We start from the raw sequence: 17,129 nt of genomic DNA on the forward strand, positions 1-17,129 counted from the left end.
GGTCATGTGACCCCGGCTCGCAGGTCGAGTCGTGCCCACGACCGAACCACACGTCGACCCGCTCCGGGTGCGCGACGTCGTCGCGCACCTCGCCTCCCTCGACGACGGCTGGGTCGACCCCGAGTCGACGGTCGACGGCGTCGTCGTCGGCGACCCCGACGCTACCGTCGGCGGTCTCGCAGTCGGGTGGATGAGCGACACGAGCGCGCTCGAACGCGCGGCGGCGCTCGGCTGCGACGCCTTCGTCTCGCACGAACCCACGTTCTACGACAACGGACCGCCGACGCCCGAGAAGGAGCGCCCCGCGGTCGCCGCCCGAATCCGAGAGAAGGCCGCGCTCGTCACCGACCTCGACGTCGCCGTCGTCCGGTGTCACGACCTCTGGGACCAGTACCCCGAACTCGGCGTCCCCGACGCCTGGGGGCGCTTACTCGGGTTCGACCGACGCGACGCGCTCGACGCGCCGACGGGTGAGACGACGGGCGGCGGGAGCGACGGCGGTACTCCCGGATACATCCGCGCGTACGACGTCGACACACGACCCGCTCGGGAGGTCGCTCGACAGGTCGCCCGGGCCACACGCCCGCTCGGACAGGAGGCGGTCGAACTCGTCGGCCACGGCGGCGAACCGGTGTCGCGCGTCGTCGTCGGGACGGGCGCCATCACGCCGTTCCCGCGCATCCTCGACGAGTACGACCCGGACCTCGTCGTCTGCAGCGACGACGGGTTCACCTACTGGCGCGACGGCGCGCTAGCGCTCGACGCGGGGGTTCCCGTCGTCGTGGTGAACCACGCGACAGCGGAGCTGTGGAGCGTGGCCCTCCTCGCGCGGTTCCTCGACGCGACCTTCCCGAACGTCCCGGTCCACCACGTCGCTCAGGAGTGCATGTTCGACCTCGTGTCCGGCTGACCGACGCCGAGGACCCGGCGTCGCGGTGAGGGTCGGTGGTCACAGGTGATGGGGGGGCGGCGTACTCACGCGACGGATGCGGCGTCGACTCAGCCGACGTCGTAGGCGGCCATCTTCTCGCGCAGGAAGTCGGCCGACCGCGCCAGGTGGTCGCGGCCCTTCTCCGCGTCGTAGCCGTCCTCGATGGATATCCAGCCGTCGAAGTCGTGGTCGGCGAGAATCGAGAAGACCCGGTCGTACTCTATCATCCCCTCCCCCACGACGCCGTGCTGGAGGATGTCGGCGTACCCTCGTTGCCCTCCGTCTCCATCGCGCGGAGGTCCTCTCTCGTGCCCCCTTCGAGGTATCGGTCGCTCGCGTGCATCGTGACGACGCGGTCCGCGACCGCCTCCAGCAGTTCGATAGGATCGTCGCCCGCGATGACGGCGTTCGAGGGGTCGAAGTTGACGCCGAAGCGGTCGTGCTCGGGGAGTCGGTCGAGCAGGTCGAGAAACGCGTCCATCTCCTGTGCGAACTCGGGGTACTCCCAGAAGTCGTCCTTGTAGTGGTTCTCGAGGACGAGCGTGACGCCGTGCGACTCGGCGTGCGGGAGCAGTTCCTCGATGCACTCCGCCACCCACGTCAGCCCCCGGTCGCGAGACACGTCGGGTCGGCGCTGTCCCGAGAGGACGCGGCAGTACTCCCCGCCGAGTCTGGCGGTGGCCTCGATGGCCCGCTTCTCCCGCTCCACCTCGGCGCGCCGGTCGGCGGGATCGGGCGCGGTGAAGTCGGGCGAGTAGCACATCATCGGGAGCGACAGACCGCGGTCGGCGGCCCCCTCCCGGAGTCGGTCGAGTTCGGCCGGGTCGTCGGCGGGCGTTGTGCCCCAGTAGAACTCCACGCCGTCGACGCCGATGTCGCTCGCCACGTCGAACCACTCTTCCAGTGCCATCTCGCCGTCGACGAGCGCGTCGAGGTAGCACTTGGGGAAGGCGGCGAGCGGCACGTCAGGCTCCCTCCCCGACACGCCCGCCGTCGCGGCTCCGTCCGCGCCCACCGAGGCACTCGCCGTTCATGCGTTCGGCGTCAGGACGCACTTGATGTACTCCCGGTCGTGCATGCCTTCGAAACACTCCCGCCACTCCTCGAGCGGTGCGACCCGGTCGACGACGGGGTCGACGTCGAGTTGGCCGGTCGAGAGGAGCGTGATGACCTTCTCCCACGTCGCCCACGTGTGCGAGAAACTCCCCTGCACGGTGACCGCCTTCTGGACGACGGGGTCCATGCTGAACTCCATCGGCTGGGGTCCCCAGCCGACCTTCGTGATGTGGCCGTCGGGGCGGACCGCCTCCATCGCCGTCTCGAACGTCGCGGAGACGCCCGACGCGTCGATGACGGTGTCGACGCCGAGTCCGTCGCCGAGCCCCGAGACCACGTCCGCCGGGTCGCCCGCGACTGTCTCGGTGGCACCCATCTCCTCGGCGACGTCGAGGCGCTCCCGGTCGGCCGGGAGTCCGTTGGCGACGACGTCGCTCGCGCCCGACAGCGCCGCCATCTGCGTACACAGCAGCCCGATGGGGCCGGGACCGACGACGAGGACGCGGTCGCCGGGGTCGACGTCGGCGTTGACGCAGACGGCGTTGTACGCCACGCTGCACGGCTCGGTGAGCGCGGCGCGCTCGAACGCGAGGTCGTCGGGGACGTGGTGGAGACAGCGGACCGGGACGGCCACGTACCGGGTCATCGCCCCGTCGACGCCGTAGCCGAAGCCGAGGCGGTCGGGGTCGAGGTTGTACAGCCCCTGTCGACTGAGCGCTGACTTCTCGTCTATCTCGGCCGCGGTCTCGCAGACGATTCGGTCGCCGGGTTCGAACTCGTCGTCGTCGCTGCGCACCTCCTCGACGACGCCGCCGAACTCGTGGCCGAGCGTGCACGGGTAGTTCACCTCCCAACTGTTCGACCCGTGCCACTGGTGGATGTCGCTCCCGCAGATTCCGACCGCCTCGACGCGAATCAACGCCTGACCGTCCTCGACGTCCGGAACCGGGACGTCGCGCATCTCCACCGCCTCCGGTTCGTAGTTGACGACCGCCGGCATCCGCTCGGCCCGCTCCGGCGACTGGCCGGCCGTGGCTTGCTCGCTCATATCTGCGTGAGTCGGTACCGTGACACAAATAGCTGCTGATTCGGGGAGTACCGCTTGCCGTCGCTGTCGGCGCCGACGCCGCTCAGCGGACGTCTTCGGGCGTCGCGTCCCCGTAGACGATGCGTTCGAGTTTGTCCAGCATCGCGACCGGGTCCTCGCGCTGCCAGATGTTCCGGCCGACGGTCAGACCCCGCCCGCCCGCCTCGACGAAGGTGTACACGTCGTCCAGGAACGCCTCCTCGCTCGTGGTCGCGCCACCGCTCATGAGGATGGGGAGTTCGCCGGAGGCGTGGGCGGCCCACTCGACGGCCTCGCCCGTTCCGGGGAACTTGACCTTCGCCATGTCCGCGCCGAGTTCGAGCCCGATTCGGGCGGCGTACGCCGTCGTCTTCGGCGAGTTGTGGTCGTTCACCCCCTGCCCTCGCGGGTACGACCAGAGGACGACCGGGAGGTCGCGCTCGTGGGCCGCGTCGCGCACCTCACCGAACTCCTTGAACATGTCCGCCTCGCGGTTCGACCCCGCGTAGACGGTGTACCCCATCGCGTCCGCGCCGAGTTCCGCCGCGTTCTCGACGGTCCAGATGGGCGGCGAGTAGCGGTCGCCCATCACCAGGCTGGTCTTCCCGTTCAGTTTCGCGACCAGCGTCACCTCGTCCTCGTACGACGGGTAGTACGTCTCGGCGACCCCCTTGTGGACCGCCAGCCCGGTGACGGCGTCGTGGGTCGCCAGTTCGAAGACGCTCGACGGGTCCGCCCGCTCCGGGACGGACTCGAATACGGTCGGGCCGCGCTCCAGCCCGTGGTCCATGGCGATGATTATCGCACGGTCGTCTCTCGTGACCGGTGAGTCGCTGACTGAACGCATGCGGGTGAGCGCGGGTTCGAGAGGCTCCGTGAAAGCAGTTTGGGTCGGCTCCCCCGGCCGCGATGGCGGCGGTTCGAGGAGGCGCGTCCGGTGCCGTTCGCCGGCCACACCTCCCGTCTCGCCGGGTCGGACTCGTCGGCCGCCGTCGCAACGGTTTAGTGAGTCGGTTGCGATTGACGAACAACGGTTTCCCAGACGAGTATGCCTCCAGACAGTGAAACTCTCGACCATCTCGCCGCCTGCAGACGCCAGCTCCCCTCGACCGTCGAGTCCCGGAAAGTCGCGTTCGGCTTCGACGGGGTCGTCGACCGCGTTCGAACGGTCGTCGGAACCCGACACGGTCCCGACGAGTTTGAGCGGATGACCTCCCTCCGGGAGTTCGGCGCCCGGATAACCGACGCTGCCGCCCTCGACACCTCCTGTAGCATCGAGTGGTTCAGCGAGCGGACGCGGGCGGGCGGGCACACCTCCCACCTCGCGCGGGCGACGGAGCGACTCGGCTACCGGCCGACCATCATCGGCACGTTCGGCGACCCGCCCCGCGAGGCGTTCACCGAGGAGTACGAGCGGACGACGCTCGTCTCGGTGGGAACCGCCCCGGAGACCGACGCGGTCGAGTTCGACGACGGGAAGGTGCTCCTGAGCGAGACCCGTCGGCTGGCGAGTCTAGACTGGGAGACGGTTCGCTCGACCGTGGGGCTGAACTCGCTGGCGGCGTCCATCGACCGAACCGAGGTGCTCGGGCTCGGCTACTGGGCGACGATTCCGCAGATGCCCTCCATCTGGACGGGGCTCGCGGAGGAGGTGTGGCCGCGGCTCCGGGACCCGCCCGAGTGCGTGCTCGTCGACCCGGCAGACATCAGACGCCTCACCGACGAGCGCCTGGTCGACGGCGTCGACGCGCTCTCCGCGCTCGACGACGTCGTGCCCGTGACCGTGAGCGCCAACCGGGCCGAGGCGCTCCGACTCGCCGGACTGCTCGGCGACGAGGTGGACGAGACGCCGGTGCTCGACGTCGCCGACGCGCTCCGCGCCCGCCTCGACGTCTCGGAGGTAGTGGTCCACGCCGTGAGCGAGGCGGCACTCTCGACGGTCGACGGGCGGTACCGGGTCGACATCCCGCACGAGCCGGAGCCGGTGATGACGACGAGCGCGGGGGACCACTTCAACGCCGGACTCGTCACGGCGCGACTGGCCGGCGTCGACGCCGGCGGACGCCTCCTGCTCGGGAGCGCCCTCGCGGGCTGGTTCGTTCGGCACGGTCAGCCGCCGACGTACGCGGAGCTCCGCGACCACCTCGACGGGTACGAGACGCTGTTCGACGCCTACGAATCCGAGTCGGTCGAGGCGTAGCGGCGTGCCGACGTCGTCGGACCGTTCAGAAAGCTTAATCGCACACCGGCCGACGCGCAGGGCGTGACTGGACGCGACAGCGCTTCGGCGGAGTATCGACTCGGAATCGTCGGGTTCGGCTGGCTCGGGACGGAGTTGGCCAGGCAGACGCGGGCCCACGACCGGACGTCGGTCGTCGGCGTCGCCGACGTCTCGACGGACGCGCGAACGCGGGCGGCCGAGGAACTCGGGCTGGCCGACGCGGCGCTGTTCGAGGAGTACCGAACGCTCGTCGACGACGCCGACCTGGACGCGGTCGTCGTGACGACCCCCCACGTCTTCCACCACGAACAGGTCGACGCCGCCCTCGACGCGGGGCTGGACGTGCTCTGTGAGAAGCCGCTCTGCATCGACCCGGCGGAGGCGGCGGCGCTCGTCGACCGGGTCGAGTCGTCGGACCGGACGCTCGCGGTGGGGTACCAGCGCCACCTCAACGCCGCCTACCGCACCGCTCGCGAACGCATCGCCGCCGCCGACATCACGCACGTCGACGCCGAGATCACCCAGCCGTACGTCGAGTCGTTCGGCGGGACGTGGCGGACTGACCCCGACCTGAGCGGCGGCGGCGTCCTACTGGACACCGGGAACCACCTCCTTGACGGACTGCTGTGGACGACCGGACTGACTCCGGTGTCCGTCTCGGCCGAGATGTCGTTCGACGACGACGCAGAGCGGGTCGACAGCGCCGCCACGCTCAGCGTGGAGTTCGACTCGGGGGTCGTCGGGTCGCTCTCCGTCTCCGGGCGGACGCCGCGATTCTCCGAACACCTGCACGTCTGGACCGAGGCGGAGGGGGTGTACTTCGACGAGAACGACCTCGTGTCCGTCGACGCCGACGGGAACGAGCGGCGTCCGAACCTCGACGGAGTCGACGAGCGAACGAAGGTGGAGGCGTTCGTCGACGCCCTCGACGGCACGGCCCCCCCGCCGGCGACGGCGCGCGACTCGCTCCGTGCGGTCGCGCTCACCGCGGCGGCGTACGACTCGGCCCGGACCGGCGAACGCGTCCCGGTCGGCCCGGACCTCGACCTGACGCCGTAGCCGAGTCGTGCCGACCGCCGTCCAGCGGCCTCCGCAGGACTCCGAGTTCGTTCCTCGTCTCCTCCGCCACCGGGAAACGACCAGGCCGACGGGACGTCATCCGCCCCGCACGACGAGACCGGAGCGCCCGACCGGGTCGAGGCCGGCTGATTCGGGTCGTCTTCGAAGCGACGAACGGGCCCGACTGCGTCGAACGTGTACGAACCCCGCGCGTACGGTCCCGACGGTCCACTCGACGAACGGCGGTGACGGGTCGGTCCGCCGCGACTCGGGCACCGCCTCGCCGAGGAGCGGCGGTCGCTACCGGAACCCGTCGAGGAAGTCGGAGCCAGCAGCGAGCGACGCGAGCGGGTCGGTCGGTTCGTCGTGTTCGTAGACGAACCACTCGACGCCCTCCGCCTTCGCCGCGTCGATGCAGGCCCCGAGGTCGACGTCACCCGTACCGACCTCCACCGACGCCGTCCGGTCGGTGTCTACGTCCTTCACGTGGAGGACCGCCAGGCGGCCCCCGAGTCGGTGGACGTACTCCACGGGGTCGACGCCGCCGGCCGCGGCCCACCCGACGTCGAACTCGACGCCGACCCGGTCGTCAGTCGTCGCCAGGAGTCGCTCGAACGGAGTCGCGCCGTCGAGCGCGTCGAGCGGCCGGAACTCCCAGTGGTGGTTGTGATAGAGCAACTCGATGTCGCGTTCGGCGGCCGAGTCGGCCATCGACTCCAGCAGGTCGGCGGCCGTCCGTATCGCGGACGGGTCGCCCAGCCGGTCATCGCCGACCGAGACGGCGAGGGCGTCACAGCCCACCCGTTCGTAGAGACCGACCGACTCGTCGAGCACTCGCGCCTTCTCGTCGAGGTCCACGAACGGACCGAGGTGGGCGTACGGGGCGTCGAGGCCGGTCCGGTCGAGCGTCTCGACCACGGCGTCGACGTCGGCGTCCGGAAGCCGGTGGAGGAACTCGACCCCGTCGTAGCCGGCGTCGGCGACGCGGTCGAGCACCCGGGGGAGCGACCCCTCGACGTCGCGCAGCGTGAAGAGGTTGATACCGGTTCGCACGCTCGAAAGGTCGACGGAGAGCCACCAAATAGCTTACCGTCGGTACGGCTGGTCGGCGTGTTCGACGTTCAACTCGATGACGTTCGCCGTGCTCAGGACCGCGTCGGGCAGTTCCTGTTCGAACCGTTCCCCCTGAACGCGACTCATCGGTCCGGCGAGGCCGACGGCGCCGAGCGCCTCTTCGTTCTGGTTCCGAATCGGGGCAGCGACACAGCGGAGCCCCCGGTGCCACTCCTGGTCGTCGACCGCGTAACCCCGCTCTCTCGTCTCGTCGAGTTCGTCGAGCAGGCGCTCGCGGTCGGTGATCGTGTTGTCCGTCATCCGGTTCAGTCCCCGCCTCTCGATAATCTCCTCGACACGCTCCCGGGGGAGGTGTGCCAGAATCGCTTTCCCGGTGGCCGTCTGGTGAAGCGAGACGCGCTTTCCGACGTGGAGGCTCGTGTTGACGGCTCGGTCGCTCTCGGCTTGGTCCACGTAGACGCCCCGGTCGTGCTCTTCTACCATCAGGTTCGTCAGCTCGCCAGTCGAGGTCGCCAACTGCTCGAGTTCCGAACCCGCCGCGCGGACGAGTTCAACCCTGTCGCTGACGAACGCGCCGAAGTCGAGGAACCGAAGCCCGACCCGGTACACGTCGCCGTCGCGCACGATGAACTCCGCGTTCATCAGCGTTCGCAGATGGTTGTACACCGTACTTTTCGGCAGCCCGAGGTGGTCCGCGAGTTCGGTGACCCCCGCACCGTCGAGATGTTTGAGCGCCTCCAGTATCCGGAGGGTCGTCGCGGACGCCTGGATCGTTTCTGGATTCGCGCTCATGCGTGTTCGCCCGGGTACGTTCCTACCTGTGAAAAACCTGTTCATACTGACGAAACGGACGCCGCGTCCTCGGGGGCGGAGAATCTGTCGTGTTGGGCGCCGAGTTCGGGCGACTTCGGCCGACACGCGGGCGCCACGCCATCGGTCGCATCGGCCCGGCGGTTCCAACGGCGGCCCACTCCACCGTCGGACGAATCGCCTCCCGGTTCGCCAGTTCCTCTTATCATCTTTGGCTGAATCCATATCTCTCTCGCTATATACTTGCTAATGACAAATCGTTCGATACTTCCTATAGAAAATGTCGAATTCTCGATTCGTGGGGACCACCCTCTCGAAACAACCCGCTATCTGGCGCCGTTCATCCCTGAGATTTCGAACTGATTATCTCTATCTATATACCAGCAATGATAGTCGGTAGATAATATATGATATATCAGATATATATGTTTACGGTGCGTAAGTTGAGCCGACGTCGCGTCCCCGATCGGCCGACGATACGCTTGACCTCTCACACTGTTCCACGAATGGGGGACGGGATTCGGCGACGCTCCCGGTCCGAGTTGAACCCGCGTCTCAGTCTGTGGACGAACTCGGTTGTCGACTCCCGGAGAGACGTGTACGACCCTGTCCGGCCGACCCGAGGAGTCCGAGTGGGTCCCGTCGGGGGCGGGTTCTATATATCAGTATGTGATTTAAAATACCGTATCCCCCCGGTGTAGACGTCGTGACGGTGAAATTCTGCAAATGAACCGAATTGAGTGATACTGCGCCTTTGAACACAAATGCAGAGTATAGTGTGGAGGGCCGTCGCCGTGTCCCAATCCGGCCCGGTAGGGTATCGCTGGACCGGCCGATTCAGGTCGAACCACCAGTGAGACCGCAAGTCGTTCAGATTTCGACCAGTGGAATCAGTGGCGGACGACGCGGATTCCGTCGTTTCGCCGCACCTCGTCTGTCACGGACGACAGTCTCTGAGGCGCGGAGCGGCACCGTGAGAAACGCTCCGACGAATCACCGGAGTCGCGAGTGGACTCGGATAGACCGTTCGGGAGGTCGCATCACGCGGTGTCCCCAGTACGCGAGGGCGTTACAGTGGCGCGCTCAAGAGTCGAGTCCGAACAACTCCGCCGCGGTCCCTCCCAGAATCCCCTCGATGGTCTCCCAGTCGAGGTGGGGTCGAATCGGACGGAGCAGTTCCTCGGGCGTGTCGAAGTCCGCGTGGGGATGGTCGGTGGCGAACATGACTGTCTCCGCTCCGCCGGCCATCTCGATGACCGAGGCCAGGTGGGCGGTGTTGTGGGTGTGACCGAGCGGTTGCGTGGTGAAGTAGAACTTGTCCCTGATGTACTCGCTCGGGAGGTCCGTCAGGATGGGAACGTCGCTCGAGTTCTGGAGGTAGTGGTCGTCGAGACGCCACATCATCCACGGGAGCCACTCGACACCGGCCTCTTGCATGACGAACTCGAGGTCCGGGAACCGTTCCGGCACCCCGCGGAACACCATCGAGATGAGGTGCCACATCGATTCGACGGGGAAGGTGAAGGCGTGGTCTTCGACGAAGGTCTGGCTCCAGTTCCGCTGGACGGGGAACGCGGCGGTCGCAGCCGAGTTCCCGCTGTGCATCAACACGGGGAGATCGTGTCGCTGGGCCGCTTCGTATATCGGGTCGTACCACTCGTGGCCCGCAGGCGGAACGAGTCCCGTCGCCGGGAGTTGCACGCCCACGATGTCGTCCTCGTTCGCGTACCGGTCGATCTCCTCGGCGGCCCAGTCCGGCTTCTGGTTCGGCACGAGCACCGTCGCCTTGAGCCCGTCGACGCCGAGGAAGGTGTCCATCATCCACGAGTTGTACGACGACGCGAGCGCCATCGCTATCTGTTCGTGATTCACGCTCGAGAGGTTCAGATTGATTCCCGGCGAGAGGACGCTGTAGTCGAGGCTGAACTTCTCCATCAAGGCGAGCTTCGTCTCCGGGTCCCGCGCCGGTTTGGTGACGATGTCCGCTTCCCCCTCGACGGCGTTTCCACGATTCTGGTTGAACTCGGGCGTCGCGCGCGTGCTCGTGTATATCTGTCCTCGGATACTCGACGCTCCGTCGATGAACCGCCTCACCGCCCGGTGGTTCTCGTCGATATACGGGAGGAGGTCTTCCACGACGTCCTCTCCGACGTGCGAGTCCATGTCGACGACGACGAGGTCCTGAATCGATCTCCGCTTCGCCGCGGTATCCGAGGTCATGCGTGTTATTCACACGGACACCACATAGCGGTTCCGACGCCACGCTTCTCGGCGGGTCGGTGACTCCAGCGGTCATCGAGCGTTCCCCCGCCCGCTCGAGTGACCGGGGCCGCCACTCTCGTCTTGAACGGGCCGCTGACGACGATACGGCCGAGACGGCACCGTCGGTCGACAGGATTATTCGATGGGTAGTCGATACGATTCGGTATGAGCGACGAGAGGGACCGGTCTCGAATCGCCCGGCTCGAGCACCGCTCGCCGGGGGAGGACCCCTTCGACCCGTACACCGACGTCGACGTGAGTCGGCTCCCCGGCTGGTGGCGGCGGGCGATTCGGGAGTTCGATGACCACGGCCTCCGTCCGTACCGGCCGCCGCGCCTCGCGGACGGAACCCTCAAACACGAACTCGTCGACCGACTGGAGCGCGAACTCGACGTGGAGATATCGCTCGCGTGCGTCACCCCCGACGAGCGGGACGACTGGACTATCTACGTCGACTCGACGCCGGCCGGGACGGTGGGATACCGGCGCTCTCCCGAAGGTTACAGCGTGTTCGAACTGGACCGAGCGGAGTTCGAAGCGCGCGTCAAGGCGGCGGTGGTCGCGTCCACCGACGACCCGAAGCAGTGACCGCTCCGCGCTGTGGGGACGGGGCGGACGGCTGACAGCGCGACCGACCGTCGGGGGTCTCACCCGTCGTCCCGGTCCGGGACCGGTCGCGTCCGACGCGCCGTGTTGTTCGGGTACGGGGCGGTCTCGATTTCGGTCGACTACGCCGGCACTGGCGGCCGTACGAACGCTCTCCGGCCGGCTTCTACACGACTGGTGAGTTGTGTGACGCGAACACTCTTGGTCGGGTGCGTGGAGTGTACGCTCATGACGCGCCACGAAGTCGCGAGAGAGGAGGACTTTCGGGCCGACGGGTCAAGGGTCATCGTCGACGTCGACGGCGTCGAAGTCGGCGTGTTCCGGGTCGACGGAGAGTACTACGCGGTCGCGAACTACTGCATCCACCAGGGCGGACCGCTCTGTCACGGTGAACTCAGCGGTCGCGTCACCGTCGGAGACGACGGGCGGTGGGAGTACGACGATGTCGAACGAAACATCCTGTGCCCGTGGCACGGATGGACGTTCGACGTAACGACCGGCAAGAACATCGACGCCGAACGGTACGCCGTTCCGACGTACGACGTCGAAGTCGAGGACGGACGCCTGTTCATTCGACGATAGACGACTCGCGTCGCCACGCCAACCGATGGACCAGCCTCACTCAGTCGTCCGAGTCTTCACGCCGTCGGAGGTGGACCGGCCATCGTCTCGTCGCCGTCGGAGAGTCTCGAGATCTCGACCGATAGTCATACTGCGTTCGTCGGGCTGTTCTCGCCGCCCCGCTGGGAGGTCTAGGAGTCGTGTGCTACGGAGAACCGCTCGTCCACGCCGCTCACGTGACCTACTCGCCACACCTCCAGATAACAACTATTTGTTCTTATGTTAGGAACCACTCACTACGGCCTGCTCACCTCTCAAACTGCCTCGGCTAGACGGTGCCAACAAGCGATCCTGACACGATGAGTAGTGAACAGAACGTACTGTTGATCATGACGGACGAGCATCGGCCCGACGCCACGGGTGCAGCGGGACATCCGGTAGTCGAGACACCGACGCTGGATTCACTTGCCGAAAGCGGGGTTCGGTTCTCGAGTGGATACTGTCCGAGTCCGATTTGCGCGCCATCTCGTGCGAGTTTTGCGACGGGGCGCTACGTCCACGAGCACGAGATCTGGGACAACGCGACATCCTACGACGAAACGCCGGAAAGCTGGGGCCGGTATCTCGACGACAGGGACGTCTCGGTGACGACGATCGGGAAGTTAGATTTCACACCGAGCGGTAACGACGGGTTCGACGATCAGCGGTTGGCGACACACCGTGACCCACCCGATCCGTCCAACCTCCACGTCCGCCGCGAGCCACCACCGGTTCGTGAAGGTGCGCGCGAACGTATCCTCTCTGCGGGACCGGTCGACGGTGAAGCGTGGTACGCCGAGCAGGAGGAACGGCGAACCCGGGAGGCCGTTCGGTTCCTAGAGGGGCAATCGCGTTCGGGCGACGATTCCCCCTGGGTACTGTGGCTGAACTATCTCATCCCGCACTTCCCCCTCGAAGTCGAACGGTCGTACTACGAACGGTATCCCCTCGAAGCGGTCGGCCGCCCGGTCGACCATCCTGCGGTCGACGACCATCCGATTCTAAACGAATTCCGAGACCACTACGACGGCCGTGGGCTCGACGACCGGTCGCTTCGCGAGGCGCGTGCGGCCTACTTCGGGCTGTGCACTTCCGTCGACGAGTACGTCGGGCGGGTGATTGAGGCGCTCGAACGGACTGGACAGGCAGCGGACACGCTGGTCGTCTACACGAGCGATCACGGTGAGTTACTCGGCGATCACGAACTCTGGTGGAAGGGGACCATGCACGAACCATCGGTCGGGATTCCGCTGATCCTCCGAGGCCCGGGAATCGACGGCGGAGACACCGTCGACCAACCGGTCACGTTGCTCGATCTCCTTCCGACAATCGCAGATGCCGTCGGCGTCGACCCCGACCCGACGTGGCGCGGCGAGTCTCTGCTACCGCTCGTGGAGGGGACCGCCGAGGAGAACCCGGACCGGCCCGTCTTCAGCGAGTATCACGCTACCGGAGCGAGCCGAGGGATATTCATGCTGCGACGGGGGTCGTTCAAGTACGTGTACTACCCGGACAATCCCGATCAACTGTTCGATCTCGAGGCAGATCCGAGAGAAGTCGACAATCTCGCCGACGACCCCGAATACGAGGAAGTTCGCTCTCAACTGGCGTCCACGCTCCAAGACGTCGTCGACCCCGACAGCGTCGACAGGATGGCACGAAGAGATCAACGACGGCGACTCCAGGAGATAACGGAGGGTGATCCGAACGAAGAGCGGGAAGAGCGGTGACAGGATCGACGCGCTCTACTCAGCCGGTGTTTGAACGTGTCCACACCCGCTTCGCGGAGAGCGCATCGGTACCCGATACACGCGGCGTACTATTATGTGAAACTTCGGAGTAGTGCCGTCCTGTCTCACCATGTCACGACCGAACGTCCTCTGGATCTGTACGGACCAGCAGCGCTTCGACACGCTTGGCTGCTACGACAACGAGTTCGTCGAGACGCCCAACATCGACCGACTGGCCGATTCTGGGACGCGATTCACCCACGCCTACGCTCAGAGTCCAGTCTGTACCCCGAGTCGAGCGAGTTTCCTCACCGGCAGGTACCCACGGACGACCCGGTGCCGACAAAACGGTCAGACGATCCCCGAGGACGAGCGCCTGATCACCCGGCTGCTTGCCGATGCGGGCTACGACTGTGGCCTCTCGGGCAAGCTTCACCTCTCTCCGGGCGACCCGACGGCAGAAAAGCCCGTTCGCCACGCGGAGCGACGCAGCGACGATGGCTACGGCGTGTTCCACTGGTCGCACGCCTCGCGCCAGCGCTTCCTCGGCAACGAGTATCAGGCCGACTGGCTCCAGGAGAAGGGCCTCGAGTACGAGGCGACCCCCTACGACGATTCGGAGTACGTCAGTACCTCGATGCCCGCCGAGGACCACCAAACGACCTGGACCGTCCAGAAGGCCATCAACTTCATCGAATTTCGGAGTGAGAACTACGCGCTGGACGGCTTCGACCGCTCGCCGGAGGATCCGTGGCTGTTCTCCGTCAACATGTTCGACCCGCACGTCCCGTTCGACCCGCCGGAAGAATACCTCGAACGCTACCTGGACAGACTGGAGGAGGTCCCGCTTCCGGAGCACACCGAGGGGGAACTCGAGGACAAACCCGCGTTTCAGCAAGCCTTCCCCGGCGCATCAGACAGCAGCAGCTTCCCCTTCGACGAGATGGACGCCGAGGACCACCGGCTGATCCGAGCGGCGTACTGGGCGATGGTCGACCTCATCGACGAGCAGGTCGGCCGACTGCTCGACGCGCTCGAACGCACCGGCCAGCGCGAGGACACGTTGGTAATATTCATGTCGGACCACGGCGAGATGCTCGGCGACCACGGGCTGTACCTCAAGGGCCCGTTCTTCTACGAGGAGGCGATACGCGTCCCCCTCGTAGTGAGTTGGCCCGGAGAGGTCGAGGAGGGGCTGGTGAGCGACGCGCTGGTCGAACTCGTCGACCTGGCGCCGACGCTCCTCGACGCGGTCGACCTCGACCGGTATCGAGGAATGCAGGGCGACTCTCTGTGGCCGATCCTCACCGGCGAGCGCGGCCCGAATACACACCGGGACGATGTCTACTGTGAGTACTACCATGCGCTCGAACGGCCCGAGTTCTACGGGGACACGCACACTCCCGACGTCGACTCCGGCTTTCACCGGTGGCTCGAACTGGCTGACGTGAAACCCGAGTTCCACGACGACCTCCAGCGCCAGGAGAATACGGCCCTCCCCTACGCGACGATGGTGCGGACTGACCGGTACAAGCTAGTGCACTTCCACAGCCTGGAGACCGGCGAGCTATACGATCTATCGGCGGATCCGGACGAGACGAACAACCTCTGGAACGACCCAGACGCCCGGGCGGTGAAACTCGAGATGCTCGAGCGGCTCTCGAATCGGATGGCACAGACTATCGACCCGCTCCCGCAGCGTCAGGGCCGGTGGTAGGGTGGGCGCTCACGTCCCGCGAAACAGGTGAAAAACCGGATACGAAGCGCAAGCGACGACGGGAGAAGCTGCGCTCGCGTGAGTCGAGCGACGGGGACCGAAACTGTCCGCGGCAACGTTCAACAAGAGTATTATTCTCGGTGGTCATTCACCCAACACATGAATCCGTATACGAACGAAGCCGACCGGTGCGGAGAGAGATTATGAACGTTCTCGTGACGGGCGCTAACGGAAACATCGGTACTGCGATACTGGACCGGCTAGAAGAGAGAGACGACTACCGATTCACCTGTCTCGACGTTACCGACCATCCCGAGCGTGAAACCGTCGTCAAGGATATCACGGACTACGATGCCATACGACCTGCGTTCACGGATCAGGACGCCGTTATCCATCTAGCGATTCCCGCCGATCTGGTGCCGGGATCGGCCCAGATCACGTGGTCGGGACTTCTAGCTGACTACCTCGAAGGAACTACCAACGTCGTTCGCGCAGCCGTGGACGCCGGCGTCGATAGCTTCGTTCTCGCCTCTTCGAATCACGTGGTCGGGATGTACGAGAGCGAGAACTCGCCCGACATCCACTCCCCGGAATCCGACCTCGTCGTCGACCAGGCCGTTCAACCGCGGCCGGATTCGATGTACGCGGTCGCGAAGTTGTTCGCCGAAGGGCTCGGTCGGCTTGCATCGGACGCACACGGTCTTCGCTTCTACGCGCTTCGGATCGGCAGTGTTCGGTCGTCCGAATGGGACCACCCGTACGGTGACGCCGAGCGGCGAGCCCAGTCGGGTTCGTTCGAGCGAGACAGCGAAGCCTACGACGAAGCAGTCGCACGGATGAAGACGACGTGGCAGTCCCGGCGTGACATCGCCCACCTAGTCGATTGCTGCCTTCAAGACGACAGTGTAACCTTCGACGTGTTCTACGGCGTGAGCGATAACGATCGGAGCTGGATGGATATCGAACACGCGAAAGACGTTATCGGGTACGACCCACGGGACAACGCTTACGAGTGGGACGGCCCACCGGATCGCTGACGGCGACGTCGTGGTCAGGTGAGCCGCCTCCACGGGGACTGAACGAGTTGAATCAGCTCTGGGGATCGGATTCACATGCCGGCCCGGGGTACCCGGTTCGATCGGTCCGGGCTCGGTAGAGATACCCGTCGTGGCTCGTCACGTAAAGTGACCGGAAGTTCTCGTCACCGAAGCAACAATTTGTCGGTGCCCCGCCGGGGAACGGATGGGTTGCGAGCACACGGCCTTGGGGCGTGAACACGTACAGCATCGGACCGGGCCCGCTCTCGCCGCTCCCTGCAGTGGCGACGATGTCCCCGTCGGCGTCGAAGCGCATCCCGTCGATGCCTCTGTGCGGGTAGAAGTTGTGCAGGACCTCGTACTCGCCGAGTGTCCCGTCTTCGTGGACCGGATACGACCGGAGTTCACGGTCGTTCCCCTCTCCATACTTACTCTCGGCAACGTACAGTCGGGACCGGTCGGGGGACACGAGTAGCCCGTTCGGCCGAGTCGTGTCGTACGTCGCCCGATTCACTTCCCAATCGCCATCACTGCAGGGACTTGCGCGGTAGATGGAATCGTGGTCTAACTCCTTCTCCGTGCCGCGGTCGATGTAATCCGGATCGCTGAACCAGAGTGTGCCGGACTCGTCGAACGTTAGATCATTGGGCGCTGTCAGCCGATCACCGTCGTACCTGTCCGCGATAGTTGTCCGTGATCCATCGTCCTCGTATCGTACAACCCTGCGTCCGTCGCGTTCACAGGCGTACAGCGCTCCATCGGGACCGAAAGTAAGGCCATTGGATGCGTTTGTATCGCTCGCGAAGACGCTCGTCTCGTCGTCGGCTACATCGTACCGAAGTATTCGACTGGATGGAATATCCGTGAATAGTACCCCGGCTCCGTCCCAAGCGGGGCCCTCGGTCATTTCGTACGGTCCAGCTACCCGTTCGAAGTCCCAGATCACGGCAGCCGAGCAAT

The 17,129-nt window shown here is 65.8% G+C and carries 14 protein-coding genes and 1 pseudogene; 8 read left to right on the forward strand and 7 right to left on the reverse strand.

Annotation, left to right across the window (positions count from 1 at the left end; translation table 11 throughout):
• The first annotated feature begins 31 nt into the window (after positions 1–31).
• Positions 32–910, forward strand: coding sequence for a Nif3-like dinuclear metal center hexameric protein (locus tag AC6RUA_RS16895; RefSeq protein WP_499815517.1), 879 nt, complete (start codon positions 32–34; stop codon positions 908–910).
• An 89-nt stretch (positions 911–999) separates the two neighbouring features.
• Here the strand turns inward: AC6RUA_RS16895 and AC6RUA_RS16900 are convergent.
• The 3 genes and pseudogenes from AC6RUA_RS16900 to AC6RUA_RS16910 all read right to left on the reverse strand — a co-directional run bounded on the left by AC6RUA_RS16900 (position 1,000) and on the right by AC6RUA_RS16910 (position 3,900).
• A pseudogene (locus AC6RUA_RS16900) lies at positions 1,000–1,895 on the reverse strand (sugar phosphate isomerase/epimerase family protein).
• 66 nt (positions 1,896–1,961) lie between these two features.
• Positions 1,962–3,035, reverse strand: coding sequence for a zinc-binding dehydrogenase (locus tag AC6RUA_RS16905; protein WP_499815518.1), 1,074 nt, complete (start codon positions 3,033–3,035; stop codon positions 1,962–1,964).
• An 82-nt stretch (positions 3,036–3,117) separates the two neighbouring features.
• Positions 3,118–3,900, reverse strand: a complete 783-nt coding sequence (locus AC6RUA_RS16910) for a class I fructose-bisphosphate aldolase (RefSeq protein ID WP_499815519.1) — start codon at positions 3,898–3,900, stop codon at positions 3,118–3,120.
• Positions 3,901–4,101: 201 nt separating this feature from the next.
• Between AC6RUA_RS16910 and AC6RUA_RS16915 the strand changes: the two genes are divergently transcribed.
• A complete protein-coding gene (locus tag AC6RUA_RS16915) occupies positions 4,102–5,253 on the forward strand; it encodes a PfkB family carbohydrate kinase (RefSeq protein WP_499815520.1) in 1,152 nt (383 codons plus the stop codon).
• 63 nt (positions 5,254–5,316) lie between these two features.
• Positions 5,317–6,333 (forward strand): Gfo/Idh/MocA family protein, encoded by a 1,017-nt coding sequence (locus AC6RUA_RS16920; RefSeq protein ID WP_499815521.1) that lies wholly within the window; start codon positions 5,317–5,319, stop codon positions 6,331–6,333.
• Between the two features lie 300 nt (positions 6,334–6,633).
• Here the strand turns inward: AC6RUA_RS16920 and AC6RUA_RS16925 are convergent, their stop codons facing one another.
• The 3 genes from AC6RUA_RS16925 to AC6RUA_RS16935 form a co-directional block, all read right to left on the reverse strand.
• Positions 6,634–7,386: a sugar phosphate isomerase/epimerase family protein gene (locus AC6RUA_RS16925; protein WP_499815522.1), complete on the reverse strand. Its 753-nt coding sequence runs from the start codon at positions 7,384–7,386 to the stop codon at positions 6,634–6,636.
• A gap of 33 nt (positions 7,387–7,419) precedes the next feature.
• Complete coding sequence (locus tag AC6RUA_RS16930) at positions 7,420–8,199, reverse strand: IclR family transcriptional regulator (protein ID WP_499815523.1); 780 nt, start codon at positions 8,197–8,199, stop codon at positions 7,420–7,422.
• A 1,101-nt stretch (positions 8,200–9,300) separates the two neighbouring features.
• A complete protein-coding gene (locus AC6RUA_RS16935) occupies positions 9,301–10,437 on the reverse strand; it encodes an amidohydrolase family protein (RefSeq protein WP_499815524.1) in 1,137 nt (378 codons plus the stop codon).
• A gap of 207 nt (positions 10,438–10,644) precedes the next feature.
• On the opposite strand from AC6RUA_RS16935, the gene AC6RUA_RS16940 reads away from it, so the two are divergent.
• The 5 genes from AC6RUA_RS16940 (at position 10,645) to AC6RUA_RS16960 (ending at position 16,169) form a co-directional block, all read left to right on the forward strand.
• Positions 10,645–11,067 (forward strand): hypothetical protein, encoded by a 423-nt coding sequence (locus AC6RUA_RS16940; RefSeq protein WP_499815525.1) that lies wholly within the window; start codon positions 10,645–10,647, stop codon positions 11,065–11,067.
• Positions 11,068–11,313: 246 nt separating this feature from the next.
• Positions 11,314–11,667, forward strand: a complete 354-nt coding sequence (locus AC6RUA_RS16945) for a Rieske (2Fe-2S) protein (protein ID WP_499815526.1) — start codon at positions 11,314–11,316, stop codon at positions 11,665–11,667.
• A 338-nt stretch (positions 11,668–12,005) separates the two neighbouring features.
• Positions 12,006–13,415, forward strand: coding sequence for a sulfatase family protein (locus AC6RUA_RS16950; protein WP_499815888.1), 1,410 nt, complete (start codon positions 12,006–12,008; stop codon positions 13,413–13,415).
• 130 nt (positions 13,416–13,545) lie between these two features.
• On the forward strand, positions 13,546–15,132 hold the full coding sequence (locus tag AC6RUA_RS16955; protein WP_499815527.1) for a sulfatase family protein: 1,587 nt from the start codon (positions 13,546–13,548) through the stop codon (positions 15,130–15,132).
• A gap of 203 nt (positions 15,133–15,335) precedes the next feature.
• The gene (locus AC6RUA_RS16960; RefSeq protein ID WP_499815528.1) at positions 15,336–16,169 is read left to right on the forward strand and encodes an NAD-dependent epimerase/dehydratase family protein; all 834 of its coding nucleotides are present in this window, start codon (positions 15,336–15,338) and stop codon (positions 16,167–16,169) included.
• A 52-nt stretch (positions 16,170–16,221) separates the two neighbouring features.
• Here AC6RUA_RS16960 and AC6RUA_RS16965 read toward each other — a convergent pair whose 3' ends face one another.
• Entirely contained in the window at positions 16,222–17,115 is an 894-nt protein-coding gene (locus AC6RUA_RS16965) for an SMP-30/gluconolactonase/LRE family protein (protein WP_499815529.1), read from the reverse strand.
• Positions 17,116–17,129 lie beyond the last annotated feature (14 nt).

The organism is Halorarum sp. SLYT50 (assembly GCF_059821265.1).